Consider the following 22,584-nt stretch of genomic DNA (forward strand, 5'->3'; position numbering starts at 1 on the left):
CTTATGCAGTGGCTTCTTCCACAATGTTTATTTCTTCTTCTGTCAATCCGTACAATTCATAAACCATTTGGTCAATTTCGTTGTCTGTTTTATCAATTTCTGCTTTTAATTCCTCTGCCTTTTGTTTTTGCTCATTAAAGTACTCCATCCATTCCGACTCTTCGCTAAGTGTAAGTTTTATTTTATGTATTTTAAAGTATTCAAGAATATTATGACCACCAAGTATATCGAAATTGTCGCTTGTTTCAAATTTGTTACAAATAAGATTATTGAATTTTGAAATAATTAAATCAATCCTCTTTGCTTCTTGGATTATATTCATTGAAAGGTTAATTAGCTTTTGTTCAATACTATTAGGAATTTCTTTTGGAACAGGTAGAGAACGCAAGCCCTTAATTCTAATTTGAGGTGTACCACCTTTCTGATGTTCAATAATATTCATTTCCCAAGCATAGTAGTTCAATAGCTTTGAATTAATTATCGCTAATGTAAGTAATAATGGTATTTTTGAATTATCAACAGAAGAGTTTTTGTTAGAAATTGAGAACAAACTATAATCTAAATATAGTTCACGCTCAAAATAAGTTGCACATAATTTAGCACCCGCTTGTCTAACAATTATTTTCGGGTTAAGAAAAACAATTTCATCACCTAGTCCACCAACTTTACCTTGCTTATTTTTTTGAGCAATTATCTCTTTGTCATTTTCGTGATTTATACTGTGGATTATACTTGGGTCATAATTAATATAGGTTTTTATTTGTGGAGGGAAATATCTTTTTGATATAGAGTTACTACCTTCCGCCAAAGGTTTGGCTATACTTGAATTTTTAGGAACTATAAAATTGTTTTTCTGTGCCCCAAAATTAATCGATGTTCGAATGAGTTTTTTTGGATACCAATTGCTAAGTAAATTAAATTGGTCTGATGCTAATTTTTGTACTATCGAAGAAGATTGATTTCCTTTTGTGAAAAAATTAATTAAATCCTCTTGATTTACGTTTTCAGATTCCCTAGCAAAAAAACTTTGTTTAAGTAATGTTTTTGTGTCATTACTATTTTTCGAATAAGTAACTAATATCTGACCTGAGCCAACATCACTCCATCCTTTAATGTTCAAGATAATTTCTTTTATGTGGCTATTTTTTGCGAGATACTTTCTTATATCTAAATATGGTAGTTTTGAAAAATTCAAGTCAATAATTAAAGAAACATTATTTCCTATTTTGTAGGAAAGTTCCAAGAAGAACATTATTGTATTAAACTTTCCTTTAATTTGATTGGTTTCTATTTTTCTATTTTCTTCTCCAATGAAGTCATATTTATCTTTGTAGTATTGTTCAGTTACCTTATTCATAGGGTTCTTAAATCGACCATAGTATGATACATAAGGCGGATTTCCAATTACAACATCAAAACCTCCATTTGTAAAAACTTCTGGAAATTCGTTTTTCCAATTAAATGCTTTGTCTCCTGCAACAGTTGGGTCGTCAATTAAACTGTTACCGCATTTTATATTGTTATTTAAAGATGTTAGTTTTCTGCCTTTTTGTGCGGTTCTTAACCATAATGAAAGTTTAGCAATATCAACACTTTCTTCGTTTATATCTACTCCGTAAATGTTGTTCTCTAAAATGGCATTTTCAACTTCACTCAATACCATTGCATCTCCAAAAAGTTTGGCTTGTAGTTCGTCAATGTATTGATGTTCTGCAATTAGAAATTCTAACGCTTGGTTTAGAAAAGCACCACTTCCACAAGCTGGGTCGCAAATGGTAATTTGCAATAGCCATTTTCTGTAATCTTCTAATTTTTGAGATAGTTTTTTTAAAGTCGCTTTTTGTCTTCCTTTGCGTTCTTTTTCGTATTCGGTTTCTTGTATGTCAAGTTCCGTTTTCTTTTCCTCACAAAGTTTACCAACTGTATTATCTACAATGTATTTGGTAATGTATTTTGGCGTGTAAAAAACACCATCTTTTTTACGCTTGGTCTTGCTTTGTTCAGTCGCAACTCCCTGAATTTCTGCTTGTATTTCGTCAATGTCGTTTAACGAATGTTCAAAGATGTGTCCGAGAATATTAACGCTTACTTCGCTTTCAAAATCGTAGTTACTTAGATTAATTGTGTGTTTATGAAGTAAGTCGTCATTTATTTTGATGTTGTCTAAAATTTCGTCTGGTGCAAAAAGACCACCATTGTATGCAAAAATATCGTGTTGCTGTCCTTTGTGTCCTGTGTTCATATAACCGAAATATTTTTTAAATCGGTCGTATAAAGGGAAATACTCATCATATTTATCACGTAAATCAGTCCATTGGTTTACGATTGAACGTATTGAGTTTGGTGGTAACAACAATCTATCTTCTGCAAAAAAGATAAATAGAAAACGGTCGAGTAGTTTCTGTGTTTTCTTGAATAACGTTAGTTTGTCGTATTCAGGATTTTCTTTTTGGATGGCATCAAAAATCTCGTTTCTAAAAGAAGCGTAATCTTTGTAAAGTTTTTTAGTAACGTTTTCTTCTTGTGTTAAAGATTTGTCTTTAATCTTTTTCGGAATGTCTTTTAACAGATATTCAGATGAAAGACAAAGCCAAAGAATATCAAAACGCTCTTTTGAAAGTTGAAACAAATTAAATTCCTCAAAGTCAACTGCGTTGTCAATGTAAAAACGCAACTTTTCAAAGTTTGAAGTAATCACATAATTACAACCTGGTTGGTTGTTTTTATATCCAAACGCTTGCGTTTCTACTTTACTTAAATCAGTTGTATTTGTTCCTTTCAGTTCAATTACTGCAAGTGCTTTGTCGCCTTTTAGAATTGCTCCATCTGTCTTTTTTGAGCCTTTTATATTTTTTAATTCCGTTGTCAGATTAAAGTCAGGCGTTGGGTTTTTGGTGTAGCCCAAAACATTTACAAAAAGGTCAATCAGAAATTCACCTTGATATTGTTCCTCTTTCGAGTTTCGAATGTTTTCTTGAATGGTCGGATTATGGAAATGACTTGTAAATCGCTCGTATGCTTGCGTAACTTTTTCGGACTCCAATCCTTTTAAATATTTGTTTAGAACAGAGTTCTGAAATAAGCTCATATATATTTTATGTTTTTTCTCAAATTTAATGTTATTCCGAGCGTTGGCAAAAAAACAATGTGTGCCTTTTTTGGCACTCTTTGTTTTGTGCGGTTGGCTCTTTTTTCAGCTTGCTTACAACGGTCTTGTATATGGTTTGTTGCGTGGTAAAGTAACAAATTTAGCATGTACAAACCGAATAGAAAATCCGCGAGGATTTTCGTAAGTAGGCTAGAACTAGCAATAAATTATATACGTTGTTGTGCTTTCGTTATTTATTTCTTAGTTCAATAACTTGTTTTAATTTTTTAGCTTCTTTTTGTAGTTCACTGATATAATTATATTGCCAATGATCTAAATGATATACGTGCTCCAATTCTGCTCCAAACTGCGTATCGGTTTTAGCAAGTTCAATAAGTTTGTTCAGCTCGATCGAAGTATATGTGCCTAATCCTAGCCTGTGTTTAGAATTAACAATAATCCGCCAGTTACTTTCAATTGCTTCTCCTTTCTCTTTTAACTCATCAATACTCTCATAATACCTCTGTATTTCTTTAGTAAGTGATTGGTTTTCAATCAAATAGAATTCACCAGAATTAATAAAACTGTTATAGGTAGACATATTTCCGTCAAAGGTTGCATTCTGTGATATTATTGCATTCGGATTTTTAAAATTATCACTTATTTCATCTGGATAAATAGTGTCTGTATTTCTAATACTTCCCAATATATCAGATCGTCTAAGTATAGCTTGATTAATAATAATTCTATTTTTTGTGATTGATAGAATCTCATTAGTTTCATCAATGTCAGATTGTAAATCCTGAATCATGTTTGTTAAACGAATTTCGATTCTTGCTTGAGCAACACTGTTTTCATTCCAATTATTAATTTGAAGTGCAATTAAAATTCCAATTACAACAAGGATAATTTCACCAATGGCGTATTTAAAATACTTGCCAGTTTTGTTTTTCTCCATAAGATCGTAGCGAATTTTTCTAAAGAATTTTATCATTGGTTATTTTGGTTCAGTTAATCGGATAATCTGGTTGATGTGATTATCAATGGATTCTTCCTCAAAAGCTCTGATAACATTTTTGAGATAATTCCTTCGGTTCATGACTATGTTCTGAAATATTATTGATGACATTGCTTTAGAATTCTTATCACTGTCTTTTAATGAATAATCAAAGATTTCTAAAAAATAAGGCCAGTAATCATTACTCATCATTTTATGGTAAGAGTTCTCTTCTTCTTGGAAATCGAGCAGAACGTCTTTCCAAGACATCAGATATCCCTGTAATTCTTCGTTTTCAATCAGCTCAAGTGAATTAGAACTGATAACAGTCTCGACCGTACTTGAATATGCATTGTATCTAATTTCCTCAATATTCTTATTGTGTTTCCAATACGCCTTTCGCTTGACAGAATCTTTATCTATAGGGAATAAGGCAATCATACTATCTAAAGCTGCCACATTTCGATAGTTGAAGACCTTGAGCGAATCGAAATTCACTTTATTGGCAATGAAGTCTCTATGAATATTATCCAATAACTTACGCTCGTTGATGCGGTCCTTGCGATCGCTATTCCAATTGCTCACTTGGAGCGCCAGCAGAATGCCTATCATCACTAATAGGATTTCACCAATTGCATATTTTAAATACTTTCCGGTTTTGTTTTTTTCCATAAGGTCGTAGCGTATTTTTCGAAAGAATTTAATCATTGGTTATCGGTTAGTCATAATGTCTTGTCCTGAAATATGGCTACAGGTTAAAATTGAATTAAGCTGATAATTTATATACCATATTAGGTGTTTTATAATCTAAAGATAAATGTAATCTTAATTCATTGTATAAATTAATTGCATTTTTTGCAGCTCTCTTTGCGTGACTCACGTTATCAAAGGTTTGGTCTAAATAAAATTCATCTTTTAAAATTCCATTTACTCTCTCTGCCATTGCATTTTCGTAACAATGATTTTCTTCTGTCATACTAATATCTATCTTTTTTCTTTTGAGTATTTGTGTGTACACATTACTGCAATATTGTATACCTCTATCAGAGTGGTGTATGAGTCCTTTAATGTTTTTAGCTTGATAAATGGCCTTATTAAGTGCCCTCACACATCCTTTAAGTTCCAAGCTATCACTAATATCATAACCCACTATTTTTCTGGAATGCATATCTGTTATTAAAGCCAGGTAGCAAAAGCCCTTTATGGTTCTAATGTATGTAATATCAGATACCCAAACTTGGTTAGCTCTAGCGATTTCTAAGTCTTTTATGATGTTATTATATTTATAAAAACGATGATAAGAGTTCGTAGTTCTAGCACTGGTTTTCCTTCTAAGTGTCAGCATTTGATGTTTTCTAAGGACACTAAATAGAGTATCTCGACCGACTTTAATATTGGCTTTATTAAAATCTGCATTTAATGATTTCACAAGTTTTCTCACGCCTTCTCTAGGAAGGGATTTGCGTCTTTTTCTAACGATATTAATAATCTGTTGTTCTCGGTTTAAACGTATATCAGCTCTATTTTTATGCTTGTAATAAGCATCACGTTTAAGTCCAAAACAATGGGTTATAGTTGTCAAAGAAGCAAATCCCTTAGATATTTTTTTGGCCTTGCTTAAGGCTTTATAGGTAGCTTTTTTTTTAGTTCATTAACTGATTTATAGCCAAGATCTTCAGCTGCTACTTCAAGATAACAATCCTGTACCATAGCGTCGAGATCTTTTTTAAGTAGTAGTTTTTTTAGCTGTTCAATCTCTTTTTGAAGTGCCTTAATTCTAGATATTTCGTCTTTTGTTTCCACTTTTACTCTGGTGTTCATTAAGTCTTTACGATTGTACTTTTTAATCCACACATTTACTGTTGTGGGTGCAATAGAGTAGAGTTTACAAAGCTCACTCTTTGTGTGTTTTCCGATTGTAAGTTCGGCTAAAATTTTTAATTTAAAAGGTTCACTGTAACGTCTAATTACTTTGTCATTTCTATACATAATGTTTAAAATTATGTAGCCTTATTTCAGGACGGGTCATAATGAAGCACAACGTGTTTGTGTATGGTTAGTTGCGTGGTTTAAGCACTAAAGTTAACAAATAAAAACTGAATTAAAAGTTAACGAGTACTTTCGTAAGTAATTAAAAGACAAGTAATTAATTATACACGTTGTTGTAAGTAGTGCTTTTTTCATTCAGCTTTTTTTTTCCGATGTTTCTTATTTAGTTCAAATGTGAGCGTTGGCAAGACATACTCTTTTGCAATTTTGGGCTTGTGTTTGGTTGTAGCGAATTGCAAATGTGTATGGCTTTGAGCGTTGGCTATTTCATTCCGCTTAATATATCTAATATTTCAGGAATTGTTTTTGCTCCATCTAATTTTTTAGATTCAAATACCATAAAATATCGATATTCGTCACCAGCTTTACTTGCCCATTTTTGTCCTAAATTCAATTTGTTTTGACTGTCAGAACCGTCTAAATGGTCTCCTTTTGTTTCTATTACAATTGTTTTTCCGTTTTTCATTTTCACAATGAAGTCAGGATAATGATTTATAAATCCGTTTAATTCAAATCCTTTTCCTCTTTCAAGGTTTCTATGCCAAAATACAACACTATCTAAATTCGCAATTTCATTAATAACTTTTTTCTCAAAGTCATTCATTTCGCCTTCCTCAATGTAAAGGTTTTTTGTGATTCCTTGTAGCGTATTTTTCGGTTGAATAGATTTCGAAAACTTAAATGTTGGTTTACAGACAACTTTTCCTTTGTCTAACATTTTTATGAAATTCTCTTGAGCATATTTTGTTGATAGTTCTTTTATTTTCGTCTTAAAAATGTCCGAGTAAATAAGTTCGTTATTCGCAATTTCAGCAATTTTTTCGCTGTCTAATGGTACAAGAACTTTCTTTATGTAAGTAGTAATTTGTGGTAAAGCAATTTCGTCAACTTTTTTAATCAGTTTTGTCAGTCGTCTTGAAATTTGGTCGATTTTTCCTTCTGGACTTAAAGTTGAAATGTATTTTACAAATGCTTCTTTAACAAGATTATTTTCTTTTCTGTATTCAGGAACATATTCGCCTTCTCGTATTTCTGTTAGGTCAACGCGATATAGTTGGGAAGATGTCCTTGTTAGCTCTATTTTGCTGTCTTCTTTGTCTAAATCAAAATCTTTTAATAGCAGATTTTTGGTAAGAGAAACATAGTTTTCTTTTTCAAGCAATGAAGGTGCTGATTTGATATAAAACGTTGGTAAATGAACTTTTTTTGATTCTTCTTTGAAAGTGTCCTTGATTTCAAAGGTTGGTATTTTATCTTTCAATTCTGTTGGTATTAAATGTTCTGATTTATCTAACTCCTCAATTTTCTTTTCAAATTCTGTATTTGTTTTTTGAGCCAATTCAATTATTTCGTTCAATTGATTTTCTCCTTTTTCAGAACCTGAAATTTCATTCACTTGTTTTGTGTCAATTTCAATTTCTTCTGTACCATCTGTAGTTGGTGATTCATCAAATGGTTTTCCAAACAAATCTTCAAAGCTTTCTGAACTAGTCTCTTTCTTTTCTTCAATTTGATGCTCTTGAATTCTGTAATCTTTAGAACTGAAACCAGATTTATTTAAACCTAAAATAATTTTGTCTAATGTGTTTAAGAAATTATTTGAAGATGTAAAAACATATGAGTAATTGAGTAACTCTTGTTTGTGTTTGGTTACATAAGGCAAACGTAAAACACGACCTAAAATCTGTTCTACATCAACAGCTGATGATTTATTTGCTAATGATGCAAGAATATATGCAAAAGGACAATCCCAACCTTCTTTTAAAGCATTTACAGTTATTATATAACGCACTTCACATTCTTTGCTTAATAAGTCTTCGTTTTTGATTTCATCAATATTTGCAGTCTTTATTCTGATTTGATTTTCAGGAATTCCAATGTCAGTTAAACTTTCCTTTATTTTTTCAAAAGTAATATTGTCGTCTGCTGTTTTTGGTTGTGCTTGAAACAAAACAATTGGACGAATATATTTTCCGCCTTCTTTTTCTTGCTGAATTGCTTTTTGTTCAAGAGTTTTTTGAAGTTGTATTGCACTATTTATTACTTCGTTTGTGTCTTGGTGATTGTAAACAATAACAGGTAATTTTACCATATTATTTTTTTTGAGCTGAATAGCATCAACAAAGCTTACAATGTTACTTTTATTTCTTGGTGTAGCAGTTAAATCAAATACAAAACTAGGATTGATATTGTTAAGCATATCAATTCTTAAATCTGCTTCAAAATTGTGGCTCTCGTCAATTACAATTACTGGATTCAAATATGCAATTACTTGAATCAATGCTGAATCTTCAACATTTTCTAAATCTCCTTGAAGGCTTTTGTAATGTTTTGCAAATTCTACCAAGTTTTCATTTTCTCTATATGCTCTTGGCAAACCTTTTCTAACTGTTTCTACAAAAGACTGAACACTCAAAACCAAAATACTCACTTGCTCTTTAACTTCAGTTGGATTGAATCCTTGACCGAAAAGCAAAGCTTCTTTATCATAAACTTTTACCCGAGAGTTAAAATGAGCATCAATTTTTTGTCTGTAAGGATGACTTGTATCGTTTAAGTTTTTATAGGTCTGTTTTAAAATTGTATCTGAAGGAACAAACCAAACAACCACTTTTGGTTTATCCAATGGGAAACTGTCAAAAATTGGTTTTAATGCGTTACACGCAATAAAAGTTTTACCACCAGCAGTAGGTACTTTTACAGTAACTCTTGGAACTCCTTTTATGGAATTGTCATAAGGTTTCAAAAAATCATTTTGCAAGTTGTTTATAGGAAAACCTTTTTTATCCCAAAAATTAAAGAATGCTTTATCTATTTGGTTGGTTTGCTCTAATTCTTCAATGAATTCAGACAAATGATTTATTACATCTTGTTGGTATTCTTTTAATTCCATAGCTTAAAATCGTGTTATGTCTCTAGGTATTTTTTTGAAAATAATATTTTTCTTTTGCATATATTCTGGGTCAAGAAGACATATATCTGCATAAATTATATATTGTTCTTGTGGTTCAATTACAATATTTAAAGTGTCTATTTCTAACGTTGTAAGTTTGTTTTTTTCATAATAAAAGTAGTAACCTGTTTCATTGAAATTGTCTAATAAATATTTGCCATTTTTTGACTGTTTTCTTTCTAGTTTTGTTTTTGTCTCTGTGTAATAGATATAATTTCTAATTTGGTGTTCGCCAACTTCTTCATTTAAATTATCATCTTTTTTGAAAACAGGTTTGCCTAATTCATAAAAATCAAATTCACCTCCAGTAGCTTCTACTTCTTTTTTTTCTTCTCCATAACCTTTAATAACTCTTTTAACTCTTTCAGCAGTTATGGTATTTGCATAATCCTCCATTTCTACCAAAATAAATTTCCTGTTTCCGTTATCTTGTTTATTTAGATTTAAAATTGCGTGAGCTGTTGTACCTGAACCTGCGAAAGAATCCAGCACAATAGCATCTTTTGAAACAGAAGCTTCTACTAAAAACTCTATTAAATTTTTTGGTTTTGGAAAGTCAAACATTTTAGCATTGAAGATATTTACTAATTCTGCACTAGCATCTTCGTTTGTTTCAATTTCATAAGTTCTATAACTCAAAAAATTATGTATTTTTTTTTCTTCTCCGCCAGTTTTAATATGGTTTGGTCTAAAAGGTATTTTAGAGATAACTATTTCTTCATTATTTTCTACTATTTCATCTAATTTAGTTTGTGAATATCGCCATTCTCCCTCTAGTTTGAATTCATTTACATTATAACCATTTTTAATAGTTATATCATTTAATAATTTAGTTACAATATTACCACCTGACATATCTTGAGCTGTAACAATTTTATTCTTGTAACCAAATTTTACAGATTTAGGTGGAAAAACTAATGTTTTTATACCATTTCCAGCATTATTAAATGGATACTTTTTTCCTTTAGTAGTTTTAAATTTGGATGAAGTAAATGCACCTAAATTATTGTAATTTTTTGAAAAACAAACTACGTATTCTGTTATAGAACCTACTTGTTTACTTAAAAAAGCAGGTTTCTTTTTTCTTTCCCATATAAAATTTGTCACAAAATTCTTTAATCCAAAAATTTCATTCAATAACAATTTCAAATTTGTTTGTTCGTAATCATCAATCGAAATAAAAATAACTCCATCATCAGCTAATAATTTATGAAGTAATTTTAGCCTTGGATACATCATACACAACCATTTATCGTGTCTTGTAAAATCTTCACCATCTTTTCCAACAACCTCACCAAGCCATTTTTTTATTTTTGGGTGATTAACATTATCATTGTAAACCCATTTTTCATTACCAGTATTATAAGGTGGGTCAATGTATATACACTTTATTTTTCCTTCATATTCAGGTAATAGACTTTTAAGGGCTTCTAGATTATCTCCGTGAATTATTTTATTTCCGCTGTTTGTCTCTGCTTGTTGTTCTCCTTTTTCTGTAAATCCATATTTGTGTTCCAATACTCTGTATGGTACTTCTTGGTGATGGTTTACAACTTTATCTTTTCCTATCCAGTCAAGTGTTGGCATATTAGTTTAGTTCTTTATTAGATATTATCAATTCTTTCACGTCCACATCTAAAATATTGGCAATATCCATTAAGGTTTCCAATCTTGGTTGTCTTTTGTTTTGAGCGTAAGAGTGAACCATATTGTAACTCTTTCCCAATTTTTCAGCCAACCAGATTTGTTTAATTCCTTTCTGTTCTAAAACCTCTTTTATTCGGTTCATTTTGAATTTTTTTAATTCAGTTCACTAATGTAAATAAGATTTTTCATATACTCACTAAATGAGTATTAAAATTATCATTTTGTAAAAGTGTGTGGTGGGAAAAGGCAAGCTCTTTTTATTTTTTGAGGCACGAGAAAAATGAAATGTGCTTGACTGTGCGGTTGGCTTTTCAGCACGAAATTTTACTGTTTTGCTCGATTTTCCGCATTACTTACAACGTGTTTGTGTATGGCTCGTTGCGTTGGTTTGGTACTAATTTAGTAAAAGAAAACTAACCATTAAATAATCAGTAAGATTTTCCAAATAGGCGAGAAGTAGCAATGAGTTATACACGTTGTTGGCTACAGGTTGTTTTTATTCAGATAATTTATCAATAATGGTTTGTAACCAATTTTTAAACCTTGGACATTTATCCATTATTGATTGTACATCTAGCATATCAAAAATCATTTCACTATCAGCAACTTTGTCGTATTTGTATATTCTATCTAGTCTTTTAGATGGTGCGTTTTCTGGATTACTATTAATGTCCTCAGGATTAGGGAATTCATTTATTATTTCATTAATAGTTTCTAATTTATCACTTTCGTCAATGACAATTTCAAAACCATCAATTTTGGAAAACATTAAGGCCTCTAATTCATGTCTTTGGATATAGGGAATTAAGTTTTCGTTATTATCAAAATCGGATAATACCCCTTCTTCAATTTCGTGAATTAATTTGGAATCAGTAGTGAAATTTGGAAAATTTGTAGGTAATCGAAAAAAATCAATAAACGTAGTTATTATTACATTTTCTTGAGCAAAAACTCTATTTATATCATTTTTTAAATATTGATAATTGATAACACCACCTTTTTTATGTTGTTTTCTATTAGTTAAAATTGTCTGAGCATACATTGGATTTTCAAAGCCAAGACTATATAGATAGGGAATTATAGATTTATTTACAAATATTACTTCAGTATCACCTTCAACAATAAAAACTAATCTTTTCATTCTATTGATTAAAAGGTTGTCCTCCAAATACATTTTTACCCCAAACATCACCTAAACTATAATCCTCTAACCAACTATCCAATTCTTCATTATTTAGCCTATTAAAAACAGTTTCATTATTTTTTCTATCTGCTACAATTATATCATTTGGCTCAAAATTATCTATTAAGTTTATAGACTGTGTTGAAACTATAAGTTGGGTTTTTCCAGCAACCTTTCTCATAAGACTTGCTAGTTTATTTATTGCTACTGGATGTAAGCCTAATTCTGGTTCATCAATAATAATAGTCTTAGGAGGTTTAGGTTGCATTAATAAAGTTGCTAGGCAAATAAACCTTAATGTACCATCAGATAAATTATAAGCATCAAAATAAGCATCATAACTACCAACTTCTTTCCACTTTAGTTTTATTTGATTTTCATTTCTCCCTGACGGTTCTAAAATAAATCCATCGAAGAAAGGAGCTATCGATTTTATAGTTTTTTCAATTCTAGTAAAGTGCTTAGGGTGTCTATTTTTTAAAAAATATAAAAAAGAAGCAATATTCGACCCATCTTTTTTTAAAAAAATGTCATCATCTATATTGCTGAATCCTTTCATTGGTGAATCATCACTAGTGTCGTGAAAATGATAAACTTCGAATTCTTTTAACCTATCATTCACATAATAAGCTTGTCCACGAAAATTGTTTTTAAAATCTGATTCTGCAACGCTTTGCTCATGATTTTGAAAATGCCAATAAGATGTTTTAAAAGCTGTGTCAATTGATTTAATATACAAAGAGTCTTGTCTGTTTGCTAGAGTTAAAATAAATCTATTTTTGCTTTTTGTTTCATTGCCAAAATAAAAATCAAAGAAAATTTCTTGAGTATTTTTTTTTCCAAAATACAGAAAACTATCTGCTCCACCTTTACGAATTACATAGTCAGCTAGATTCTGTTCATAAACAGTTCTAACTAATGAAAATATAGATATAAAATTACTTTTTCCAACACCATTACCTCCAATTAAAATATTTAATGGAGTTAAAGAAACATCTTGTTCTTTAATTGATTTATAACCTTTGATTTCTATTCTAGTAATCATAATTTCATTTAACAAAAACAAATATAGTTAAATGTTTAGTGAAAACTGTATTAACTAATATTTGAGGATTATGGTGTGTGCTCTTTTTCAATTAATATGTTCTTTAAACTTGTTGCCAACGTGTTTGTGTATGGTTATTTGCGATTTCGTGAGTGCAGATTTTCGATAGAAAATCAACCGATTGAAAGCGAAACTAAGTTTTCAATTTTAGTTTAAATATAGCAATTAATTATACACGTTGTTGTGCAAAGTTATTTTCCTTGAATATTCCATTCAGGATTTAATTTTTTAATCATTTCCAATTCGATTGTCGTTCTCAAGTTGTCTGGTTCAATAAGTATTGTCTTAAAACTAATTTCATTTCCATCGTCAAGTTCTTGTTTTACTAAATGCCATTTCGATATTGTTCCGTTTTGTTTTCCATTTTCGTCAACGGAGTATGATTTACCAAATAAATGTTGGTCAAGTCGAGTTTTAATTCCTTTAGACTGTCTTTGCCCGATATATTTAAGTTTCTTATTTGAAAACAAAAAATAGATATTTCCAATAGCACTTAATCTATTTTCATTTGTTAGTTCTTTCAGTTCAGCATTTTTAAATTCCGTAATGGCTTTTTCAGTCATTTCATTTATTTGCTGTTGGAAATTCAAAGTCATTTACAATATTTTTCAGATTTAGTTGAGCGTAATTTTGCACAACGTGTTTGTATATGGTTTGTTGCGTGTTTTAAGCACCTAATTTAGCAAATACAAACCGAATAGAAAATCCGCGAGGATTTTCGTAAGTAGGCTAGAATTAGCAATAAATTATATACGGTGTTGTGCTTTCGTTATTTTTCTATTTTGTCTCGTTATATTGACGTAAATTTTCTATCAAATCTTCAATTTCATTCGCGCAAGCTTCTAAGCTGACTCTAAGTCGTTTTTTACCGCTTATGAACAACTTTGAGTTTAGAATATATTCTTTTTTTACGGGTTCTAATTTTTGCAGAATTACATCTGTATCTCTATCCAAGTCCATTAAATCATTTGGGGTTAGGAAATTTAGTCTGCAAAATGTCCCATATTCGGTTAATTTGTCAAAAGAAACACCTACTCTTTTAAGACGAATACGATACACCTTGTCGATTTGTTTGGTCAAACTATCTGGTATTTGCTTCCAAAGGTTTGTAGATGATAGTCCTGAATAAATAGGTGAACTTTGATTTTGAAAATATCTGTCAATTCCCAGTATTTCAAGATTTCTCTTTAGACTTGTAGTATCGATTTTTTCTTCATAATCCCACATATCAGTTGACCTTTGAAATCTTTGGATAATTCCGTCACTATTTTTCAAATCTGATATATTCTCATCTTTCTTTTCTTCTAAATCCGTAATTAGCAAATTAATGAGTTCTTTTTCTAAAGACTTTTCTTTTCTTTGCTCATTCCAATTATTAATCTGCAAGGCAATTAAAATTCCGATAACTACAAGTACTATTTCTCCGATTGCGTATTTAAAATACTTTCCAGTTTTGTTTTCCATTAGTAAGTTTTGTCTAATTTTTCGAAAGAATTTTATCATTGGTTAGCGGTTTCTGATAATGAAGCACAACGGTCTTGTATATGAAAAGTAGCGCTGAAAATAAGCGATTACTATTCGGATTAAACACAAGCCGAATTTTTAAATTTTATTTATTATTTTATTTTTGAAAATTTGTCAAATATAAAAATTTGGCGACTTTCCAAAAATACCCGAACCTCAGTTTTAGCAATGACTCGCGCTATTTTTTATATACGTTGTTGGCAAATCGTTATTATCATAAATTCCTTTTATAAAATTTATCTTTTCTCTTTGAGCCATCTCCGTATTCCTCAATAATATAGTATGCATTATTAGTTTCAGTATAAGAAATATTATCATATCTCCATCTACCATCATCAGCACCCCAAAATGCTTTATTATTTTCAAACTTGACTTTGTATGAATAACTCTTACCAGCATCACGACTGTAATAACTGACAATAAATACTCCTGGTTTATCTTTATCTTCTTTAACTTTCATTATAGAAGGGGATGGTCCAAAAATACTTGAGATTACTGCTTTAGAAATGTGTATTTCTTTAATTGAGTTTTGTTTTATTTTTCTTGAAATCTTTTTTAGGAGTTTAACTTTTTTATCATAAAACGGGCTTTCGTCAGATATTTTTTTCAATAAATCGGTAGATTTTTCCAAATAATTTGTTGAGTATTTTTCAAATGCTAACTGATAAGATATACTATCTTTTTCAAATGTTATTTGTTTTAAGATACTATCTTTTTTATTTGATATTTGTTCTAAAAGCGCAGTTTTTCTTTTAAATAATGAACTTTGAGAACCAATATTTTGTAATAAGTCATTTGAATTAGTAAAATCGTTTTTTGAATATGATTCAAAAGCCTGTTGAAAGTATGAACTATCTATTTTTTCAATTAGTAGTTTAGATTCTATAAAATCTGAATCGGTTTCTTTTATTTTTTCTATTTCTTTTTTTGCTAATTCGAGTTGACCTAATAGATAATAATCCTCTGCTGATTTATAATGGTCGTTGCAAGAAATTGTAATCACTATTATTAAAGCATAAGTATAAATTTTTTTCATAAATTTTATTTAGATTTTTACTGTTTAAAAAAGATTGCCGCTAGTGAAACCCCAATAGCAATTATAGATAACCAAAAAGCAAATTTATCATACCTAAACTTTTCGATTGTTTTTTCTCGAATTGTTCCTTCTTGCGTTTCTTTTTTATCTAATGCAGAATAACCTCCTTTTCTTTTAAATTCTTTACCTTCTTCTTTTATATACAAATTTCCTTCTTCGTCAATTTCTATATAATTCTTATGTATTAACTCTTCTTGGAATGATGATTTCATCCAATCTTCAAGTTCAAATTGTGGCATTAGTTCGAATAATGAATCCATTGTTGAATTCCCAACATTTTCTGTAAACAATTTATCATAAATCGGAACATCTCTATACATTAATAATGTAAGTATATTATCTAGTATTTCGTTTCTTATATCCATTCTGCTTTAATGTTTGCCAACTCGTTATATGGAGAATAAACCTCCTGTTTATAGGTTTCTGTTTCCGGATAACAGGAACTTTTGTTCTCGTTTATCGTTTTTATCCAAATTTAATAAAATAGTGTCTAACGGGCTCTGAATATCTAGTAAATCTTTCTTTGCAACATGTGTATAAATCATGGTAGTTTCTGGTTTAGCGTGTCCTAATAACTCTTGTATATGCCTTAAACCAACACCATTTTCTAATAAATGTGTAGCATAGCTATGTCGTAAAGTATGTGGGGTTACTTTTTTTGAAATACCAGCTTTTTGTACACTCTTAAATAGAAACTTTCTAATACTACTCTCAGAGTATTTTTTACCTGTTGGCCCCTCTATAAAATAAAGTGCTGGTTTAAAAGTGGTTAGGTAATTATGTAAAAGAGGTAAATAACTAGTTGCTAAAACAACAAATCTGTCTTTTCTGCCTTTTCCTCCTTCAACTTTAATCTGCTTTCTTAAGATATCAATATTTTTTAACAATAAACCCGTAACCTCTCCAATACGCAGTCCAGAAGAATAAAGTAATACAATAATGGCTCTATGCTTTAAGTTTTTAGTTAATTGAATAATACGTAATACCTCTTCTTGAGACAATACATTGGGAAGTGTTCTAGATTTTTTGGGTCGCTCTAAAGACAAATCATTGATTTTTGTTTGCGGATAAAAAACAATAAAAATCTTTAAGGCACTTATAAATTGTCTTTGAGAGCTAATAGAATATTTCCGCTCTATAAATACGGTCTCAATAAAAAGTTCTACATCTCTGTTTGTAAGTTCAGCTAAGGGTGTTTTTGTATGAAAGTTTATAAAATCAGCAATAAATAAAGTATAAGTTTGTATCGTACTTTTACTATATCTCTTGCCTTTTAAGTACAAGTAGAAATTATTTAGAAGTGTTTTTTCACTGTCAGTTAAATTTCGCTTAAAATTTTTTTTTTTAGTAAGCTTACTAGAATCAATGGTTGTAATACCCTTAAAAGTACTTATAATTAAGTTTAAATTTTCTTTGGTGTCTTTTAAATACCATGTTTTTAACGAAGTACTCCAAGTAGCAGCAGGTATTTTTCTTAACAAATTAAGTAAGTAGTCGTTATATTTAAATTTAACGAGTAGTTGAGGAGTCTTTTTGTAATCCTTGTATTCTAAAAAGATAGTAGGGATTTTTTTCATTCTTTTAATATAGCACCTAAATCTAATGAAAATAAAATAAATAAAGAGCTATTTTAGAAAGTATCTATTTAATAGATAGTAAAAAAACGCTTTAACACCTGGGGTCACTGGCAATACTCATTTTTTTAGATGTAAGAACATTCATACTACAAAACCCAAATCTGTTGGTAATTTTTCCATAGCATCCATAAATGCCCATACCGTTTATTGGATACAGCTGCACAACATCTGTAAAATGAACAGCATCAAAATAGTTGCCATCTGCATCAATAAACGTACTTAACCGCATTAGTTTTCCTTGTGAAGTTTTATTAAAGCGCGTTGCTACCAATTGGCCGTATAAGAGTACATTTTGGTTTGTAAACAGCGCCATTTCTTTGGCTTTTATATGGGGTAGAAATGCTTCTGTAACTAATGAAAAATAGTTGTGAATGGTAAACCCTAATAAAGCTATTTCATCGTACACATTTTCTAACCAATGAGAATTTAGTTTCGGAATCTCAAAATTTTGATGTTGTAATCGAAACAACTTTACCTGTTGTTCAACTTTTTGCGTTTTTGTTTTATGTAGTTTAAAAGTAGCTTCCCAAAGTAGTTTGGTTTTCGGTTTTTTTGTAAATCGAAAAGCATCAATACGAATTAAAACGCTTAGTTGTTCTATAGATATTGCAATACGGTCTATAAAATTATCCAAAGAAAGAAACGGGCCATATAATTGGCGTTCTGTTAAAAATCTTTGCACCAATAAATGCTCTAAATTTTTAAGATATCCAAATCCTAAATAAATTGTTTTTTCTTTTATACGATTTGCGTGATCACTTTTATTAATACAAGGTAACGCTATAGTTGCTCCACACATTTTAGCTTCATGTATATAATGTTCTGTCGAATAAAAACCACCACCATTATTTAATACTGCCGTCATAAATTCGATAGGGTAGTAGCACTTTAAAAAGAGACTTTGGTAGCTTTCTACTGCATAAGAAGCAGAATGTCCTTTGGCAAAAGCATATCCTGCAAAACTTTTAATCTGATTCCAAACTTCAAAAATCAATTTATCTTCGTGTCCTTTTTTTCTGCAATTAGAAATAAATTTATCTTCAACAGCTTTAAATTCTTTTACAGATCTGTATTTGCCACTCATACCTCTTCGTAAAACATCTGCCTCACCCAAGGTTAAATCTGCAAATTTATTAGCAACTTTCATTACATCTTCTTGATACACCATTATGCCATATGTTTCAGGCATAATTTCTAGTAAAATAGGATGTGCTTCTTTTCTTTTTTCTGGAAAACGATGTCGTTTTATAAACTCTTCTTTCATTACAGAGCCAGAAACGCCTGGTCTAATAATAGAACTTGCAGCAACCAGACCTAAATAATCTTGTGTTTGTAATTTTTGCATTAACCCTCTCATGGCTGGAGATTCTACATAATAGGCGCCAATTGCACCGCCCGTTTTTAAAAGGTTATTAATGTTTTTGTCTTTTTTAAAACTTTCAACATCTGTAATATCAATTTCAGGAGCATCTGGGTTGTTTTCTTTGATAATTTGTAAAGCATCTTTAATTTTTGCCAACCCACGTTGCCCTAAAATATCGAACTTAAAAACACCAACATCATCGGCAATATTCATGTCAAACTGAACGGTAGCAAATCCTTTTGGAGGCAAACTGGTTGCAGAATAATAATGAATGGGTTTGTCTAAAATTAAAATTCCAGCAGAATGAACACTCACATAATTAGGGAAACCTTCAATGAGTTTTCCGTATTTTAAGACCAATTTAGAAAGCTCATCTAACTTATTTTGAGGGCCTCCTTTACTTAATTTATCTATTTCTTCTTTCGGTAAGCCAAAAACTTTACCTAGCTCTCTAACAATAGCTCTATATTTAAAGGTGTTGTAAGTTGCTAATAAGGCAACATTATCAAAACGATTAAAAATATACTGAGTAACGGTATTTCTATCTTTCCAAGAAAAATCAATATCAAAATCTGGTGGCGAAGCTCTAAAAGGATTGATGAAACGTTCGAAATATAAATCCAATTCAATAGGATCTACATCTGTAATACCTATAATATAAGCCACAATACTATTAGCACCACTTCCTCTACCTACATGAAAAAAGTTGTTTTTTTTAGCATAATGGATAATGTCGTAATTGATTAAAAAAAAGGAAACAAATTTTAATTTGACAATTACTTTTAATTCTTTTTGAAGTCGGGCATGTACTTTTTGTGTTGGATTTGGATACCGCTTATAAATATTGTTATTGCACAAGCGTACGAGCGATTCATAATCTTCTTTAAAACTATTACAATACAATTGTAAATTCTGATTTTTACGGTCAATATCATACCCAAAACTTATACTACAACTTTGTAATAGTGCTTTGGTATTTGCAATAATAAAAGTAAATTCTTTAAAGTATTCTTGCAGGCTTGTTGCAGTATGCATGGTGTCTGTTACCAAACATTCTTCTGTTTTTGGCAGTTTGCTTAGCAAAGTGTTGTTAGCTATTGCACGCAATAGTCTATGCGCATTAAAATCTCTTTTATTACGAATGGTAACTTGTTGCTGTATCACAATTTTATCTTCGTATTTTTTTAAATATGAAAACCGAAGTTTATTAATCTCTGCAATCGATACTCCTATAAATTCATTTTCAGCAAAAGAAGTAAGATTTAATTCTAAAGCTTTTTCAAAAGGATAGATGATAAATACTTCGTCTAAATAGGTCGGTATATCCGGAATAATAGTTTTTGTCTCTAAAAAAGAAGACAAGTAACTATTAATATTTTTAAAGCCGGTATTATTTTTTGCGATTGCAACAAACTGTTGGGTATTGCCATTTCTAAAATCAACACCAACAACAGGTTTAATTGCGTGTTTTTTGGCTTGTTGAATAAAGTTTAAGCATGCAGAGGTATTGTTGATATCTGTTAGCGCAATCGTCTTAATATTGTTTGCTACGGCAAGTTGCAATAGCTCAATTTCAGAAAATGTGCCATAACGTAGCGAATAGTAGGAGTGACAATTTATATACATAGTACTATTGTTTTCTATGTGCTAAAACTAAAGGCGGTTCACCGTTAAACGGATTGCTAAACCTTCCAATAGATTTTGCCCCCATAGCAGACGCTCTCATAATACTTAATTCACCATATTTATTACGAACGTTATCCATAGCGTTGTATAGATCTAACATTTGTTCGGTGTCATCAAAAAGATTAATTTGATAATTACCACTTACAATATCAGATACTTTTACACCAACCAATCGAATTAACAATCTTCGTTGGTATAATTTTTTAAACAATTCTAAAACTTTAGGAATTATAATATGATCTGCACTTGTATATGGTATTTTTATTTGTTTGCTGTACGTATTAAAATCTGAATACCGAATTTTCACGCTTAAAGTACCCGTTAATTTATCCCCTTTTCTTAATTGATATGCTAAGTTTTCTGCCATTGCAAATAGGGTTTCTTTTAATTTTATCATATCAATCGTGTCTTTATGATAGGTTCTTTCTGTAGATAAAGATTTACGTTCGTGAAACGCAATAATTGGCGAATTGTCAATACCGTTTGCACGCTTCCAAATTGTTTTTCCATTAGCCCCCAAAACGCTTATCATCATTTCTAAAGGCATTTCTTGAATCACTTTTACTTTATCGATACCAAGGTTTCTTAACGTTTGATATGTTTTAGTACCCACAGATGGAATTTTTCGGATTGATAAAGGTGCTAAGAATGATTTTTCAAAACCTTTGTCAATCAATAATTGATTGTTGGGTTTTGCTTCTCCAGTAGCAACTTTAGACACAATTTTATTTTGCGACATTCCAAAAGAAATAGGCAATCCTGTTTCTTTGATAATTTTACAACGCAATTCTGACGCGTATTTATAGCTTCCAAAAAAAGCATCCATACCGGTAAGATCTGCATAGAACTCATCAATACTTGCTTTTTCAAAAAGTGGTACTTTTTCTTTGATAATTTCTGTTACTAAATTTGAATATTTAGAATAAGTACCTGTATTTCCTCTAATAGTTATTGCTTCGGGGCAGAGTTTCTTCGCTATTTTCATAGACATACCAGAATGCACACCAAATCTTCTAGTTTCATAACTGCAAGCCGCAACAACACCTCGGTCTCCAGTTCCGCCAACTAACAAAGGTTTTTTTTGTAATCGGCTGTCAATCAAACGTTCACAGGAAACAAAAAAAGTATCTAAATCGAGATGTAAAATATTTTTTTTCACACCGTAAAATTAGCTACAAATTCATACATTTGTTGCTCAATATTGTAGCATTATGAGTAATTTATCAAAAAACATTAAACATTTAAGAACTCTTAAAAAGTTAACACAAGAATCTTTGGCAGAAGAATTGTTGGTCACTAGATCAAGAATTAGTTCTTATGAAGAGAATAGATCTTCACCTACAATAGACTTTTTAATAGACTTTTCTGCTTACTTTAGAATTCCTATAGACGTCATTATAAAAAACGATTTAACAAAAGCAAAAGACGTTTCTTTTATTGAAGTTGGTAATAAAAGAGTTTTGTTTCCAATAATAGTTGATGCTGATAATGAGAATTTAATTGAAGTTGTTTCAGCAAAAGCATCTGCAGGATATCTATTAGGATATGATGATCCGGAATATATAGAGCAATTAGAAAAAATAAAGTTGCCTTTTTTACCTACTGGTAAACACAGAGCTTTTCCGATAAAAGGAGATTCTATGTTGCCAATGAAAGATGGTTCGTATGTAGTCGCAGAATTTGTTGAAGATATAAAAGAAGCAAAAAGCGGATGTTCTTATATTGTGGTCACAAAAGATGATGGAATGACCTATAAAAGAATTTATAATCAAATAGAAGAGAAGCAATCTTTTTTATTAAAGCCAGACAATTCAGGGTATCAATCTTATAATGTTCCTGTTTCTGAAGTCTTAGAATTGTGGAAGTTTACGTGCAGTATCAACACACAAGAATATGAAGAACACGAATTAAAATTAAGCAGTATTATAAATATGTTTAATGGGTTAGGAGTAGAGTTGGCAGCTTTAAAAAAATCATTAATTTAAATTCTGAAATATTTTATAACCTAGTTTTTTTTGAAAATTGACTTTAACATAAAAAATCTTAACAAGTTATCCTTAAAAATGGCTAGATGCTCAAATATTTTTTTGCAAATAAGTTTCTTTTTTAACTTGAAAACGTTGTGTTTTTTTTAATGGCGAGGATTGTGAGCCGAAGATTCAGTGAATATAATATTTCAATTACTCATGTTTTAAGTTTTTTTTATCTGGTTCTAAATATAATTAGGAGCACTTATTTCTTTTAAAATAACATCAC

At 30.3% G+C, this 22,584-nt stretch carries 18 protein-coding genes; 1 reads left to right on the forward strand and 17 read right to left on the reverse strand.

Translation table 11 applies throughout. The annotated features are described in order from the left end of the window. Window position 1: 1 nt before the first annotated feature. From ATE90_RS04220 to dinB, 17 genes are all read right to left on the reverse strand, one after another. A complete protein-coding gene (locus ATE90_RS04220; protein ID WP_101450880.1) occupies window positions 2–3,088 on the reverse strand; it encodes an Eco57I restriction-modification methylase domain-containing protein in 3,087 nt (1,028 codons plus the stop codon). A 250-nt stretch (window positions 3,089–3,338) separates the two neighbouring features. Continuing rightward, window positions 3,339–4,046 (reverse strand): DUF6090 family protein, encoded by a 708-nt coding sequence (locus tag ATE90_RS04225; RefSeq protein ID WP_101450881.1) that lies wholly within the window; start codon window positions 4,044–4,046, stop codon window positions 3,339–3,341. A 39-nt stretch (window positions 4,047–4,085) separates the two neighbouring features. Further along, window positions 4,086–4,757, reverse strand: coding sequence for a hypothetical protein (locus ATE90_RS04230; protein ID WP_101450882.1), 672 nt, complete (start codon window positions 4,755–4,757; stop codon window positions 4,086–4,088). 94 nt (window positions 4,758–4,851) lie between these two features. Continuing rightward, window positions 4,852–5,667, reverse strand: a complete 816-nt coding sequence (locus ATE90_RS04235; RefSeq protein WP_101450884.1) for an IS3 family transposase — start codon at window positions 5,665–5,667, stop codon at window positions 4,852–4,854. A gap of 35 nt (window positions 5,668–5,702) precedes the next feature. After that, a complete protein-coding gene (locus ATE90_RS04240) occupies window positions 5,703–6,074 on the reverse strand; it encodes a transposase (protein WP_036786922.1) in 372 nt (123 codons plus the stop codon). A 322-nt stretch (window positions 6,075–6,396) separates the two neighbouring features. Next, the gene (locus ATE90_RS04245) at window positions 6,397–9,027 is read right to left on the reverse strand and encodes a DEAD/DEAH box helicase (RefSeq protein ID WP_101450886.1); all 2,631 of its coding nucleotides are present in this window, start codon (window positions 9,025–9,027) and stop codon (window positions 6,397–6,399) included. A 3-nt stretch (window positions 9,028–9,030) separates the two neighbouring features. Further along, complete coding sequence (locus tag ATE90_RS04250) at window positions 9,031–10,674, reverse strand: site-specific DNA-methyltransferase (protein WP_101450888.1); 1,644 nt, start codon at window positions 10,672–10,674, stop codon at window positions 9,031–9,033. Between the two features lies 1 nt (window position 10,675). Next, window positions 10,676–10,876, reverse strand: a complete 201-nt coding sequence (locus ATE90_RS04255; RefSeq protein ID WP_101450890.1) for a helix-turn-helix domain-containing protein — start codon at window positions 10,874–10,876, stop codon at window positions 10,676–10,678. Window positions 10,877–11,230: 354 nt separating this feature from the next. Then, window positions 11,231–11,875 (reverse strand): DUF4276 family protein, encoded by a 645-nt coding sequence (locus ATE90_RS04260; RefSeq protein WP_101450892.1) that lies wholly within the window; start codon window positions 11,873–11,875, stop codon window positions 11,231–11,233. 1 nt (window position 11,876) lies between these two features. Then, the gene (locus tag ATE90_RS04265; protein ID WP_101450894.1) at window positions 11,877–12,962 is read right to left on the reverse strand and encodes an AAA family ATPase; all 1,086 of its coding nucleotides are present in this window, start codon (window positions 12,960–12,962) and stop codon (window positions 11,877–11,879) included. A 251-nt stretch (window positions 12,963–13,213) separates the two neighbouring features. Beyond that, entirely contained in the window at window positions 13,214–13,618 is a 405-nt protein-coding gene (locus ATE90_RS04270) for a hypothetical protein (RefSeq protein WP_101450896.1), read from the reverse strand. A 181-nt stretch (window positions 13,619–13,799) separates the two neighbouring features. Continuing rightward, window positions 13,800–14,486 (reverse strand): DUF6090 family protein, encoded by a 687-nt coding sequence (locus ATE90_RS04275; RefSeq protein ID WP_180335158.1) that lies wholly within the window; start codon window positions 14,484–14,486, stop codon window positions 13,800–13,802. A 274-nt stretch (window positions 14,487–14,760) separates the two neighbouring features. Next, window positions 14,761–15,582 carry a hypothetical protein gene (locus ATE90_RS04280; RefSeq protein WP_101450900.1) on the reverse strand — a complete coding sequence of 274 codons (822 nt, stop codon included), beginning with the start codon at window positions 15,580–15,582 and terminating at the stop codon, window positions 14,761–14,763. Window positions 15,583–15,599: 17 nt separating this feature from the next. After that, a complete protein-coding gene (locus ATE90_RS04285) occupies window positions 15,600–16,007 on the reverse strand; it encodes a hypothetical protein (protein ID WP_101450902.1) in 408 nt (135 codons plus the stop codon). Between the two features lie 48 nt (window positions 16,008–16,055). Next, the gene (locus ATE90_RS04290) at window positions 16,056–17,219 is read right to left on the reverse strand and encodes a tyrosine-type recombinase/integrase (RefSeq protein WP_101450904.1); all 1,164 of its coding nucleotides are present in this window, start codon (window positions 17,217–17,219) and stop codon (window positions 16,056–16,058) included. Between the two features lie 91 nt (window positions 17,220–17,310). Next, window positions 17,311–20,268: a DNA polymerase III subunit alpha gene (locus tag ATE90_RS04295; RefSeq protein ID WP_101450906.1), complete on the reverse strand. Its 2,958-nt coding sequence runs from the start codon at window positions 20,266–20,268 to the stop codon at window positions 17,311–17,313. 4 nt (window positions 20,269–20,272) lie between these two features. Continuing rightward, window positions 20,273–21,487, reverse strand: coding sequence for a DNA polymerase IV (gene dinB, locus ATE90_RS04300; RefSeq protein ID WP_036786862.1), 1,215 nt, complete (start codon window positions 21,485–21,487; stop codon window positions 20,273–20,275). 52 nt (window positions 21,488–21,539) lie between these two features. On the opposite strand from dinB, the gene ATE90_RS04305 reads away from it, so the two are divergent. After that, the gene (locus ATE90_RS04305; protein ID WP_036786859.1) at window positions 21,540–22,313 is read left to right on the forward strand and encodes an XRE family transcriptional regulator; all 774 of its coding nucleotides are present in this window, start codon (window positions 21,540–21,542) and stop codon (window positions 22,311–22,313) included. The last annotated feature ends 271 nt before the right edge of the window (window positions 22,314–22,584 follow it).

Origin of the sequence: Polaribacter sp. Hel1_33_96, from assembly GCF_002846595.1 — a bacterium.
In the GTDB taxonomy this organism is placed as follows: Bacteria; Bacteroidota; Bacteroidia; order Flavobacteriales; family Flavobacteriaceae; genus Polaribacter.

Excerpts from the sequence above, each read along its gene's own strand:
- ATE90_RS04220 (WP_101450880.1), bottom strand. The coding sequence starts at position 3,088 with ATGAGCTTATTTCAGAACTCTGTTCTAAACAAATATTTAAAAGGATTG.
- ATE90_RS04225 (WP_101450881.1), bottom strand. The coding sequence starts at position 4,046 with ATGGAGAAAAACAAAACTGGCAAGTATTTTAAATACGCCATTGGTGAA.
- ATE90_RS04230 (WP_101450882.1), bottom strand. The coding sequence starts at position 4,757 with ATGGAAAAAAACAAAACCGGAAAGTATTTAAAATATGCAATTGGTGAA.
- ATE90_RS04240 (WP_036786922.1), bottom strand. The coding sequence starts at position 6,074 with ATGTATAGAAATGACAAAGTAATTAGACGTTACAGTGAACCTTTTAAA.
- ATE90_RS04245 (WP_101450886.1), bottom strand. The coding sequence starts at position 9,027 with ATGGAATTAAAAGAATACCAACAAGATGTAATAAATCATTTGTCTGAA.
- ATE90_RS04250 (WP_101450888.1), bottom strand. The coding sequence starts at position 10,674 with ATGCCAACACTTGACTGGATAGGAAAAGATAAAGTTGTAAACCATCAC.
- ATE90_RS04255 (WP_101450890.1), bottom strand. The coding sequence starts at position 10,876 with ATGAACCGAATAAAAGAGGTTTTAGAACAGAAAGGAATTAAACAAATC.
- ATE90_RS04260 (WP_101450892.1), bottom strand. The coding sequence starts at position 11,875 with ATGAAAAGATTAGTTTTTATTGTTGAAGGTGATACTGAAGTAATATTT.
- ATE90_RS04265 (WP_101450894.1), bottom strand. The coding sequence starts at position 12,962 with ATGATTACTAGAATAGAAATCAAAGGTTATAAATCAATTAAAGAACAA.
- ATE90_RS04270 (WP_101450896.1), bottom strand. The coding sequence starts at position 13,618 with ATGACTTTGAATTTCCAACAGCAAATAAATGAAATGACTGAAAAAGCC.
- ATE90_RS04275 (WP_180335158.1), bottom strand. The coding sequence starts at position 14,486 with ATGGAAAACAAAACTGGAAAGTATTTTAAATACGCAATCGGAGAAATA.
- ATE90_RS04280 (WP_101450900.1), bottom strand. The coding sequence starts at position 15,582 with ATGAAAAAAATTTATACTTATGCTTTAATAATAGTGATTACAATTTCT.
- ATE90_RS04285 (WP_101450902.1), bottom strand. The coding sequence starts at position 16,007 with ATGGATATAAGAAACGAAATACTAGATAATATACTTACATTATTAATG.
- ATE90_RS04290 (WP_101450904.1), bottom strand. The coding sequence starts at position 17,219 with ATGAAAAAAATCCCTACTATCTTTTTAGAATACAAGGATTACAAAAAG.
- ATE90_RS04295 (WP_101450906.1), bottom strand. The coding sequence starts at position 20,268 with ATGTATATAAATTGTCACTCCTACTATTCGCTACGTTATGGCACATTT.
- ATE90_RS04305 (WP_036786859.1), top strand. The coding sequence starts at position 21,540 with ATGAGTAATTTATCAAAAAACATTAAACATTTAAGAACTCTTAAAAAG.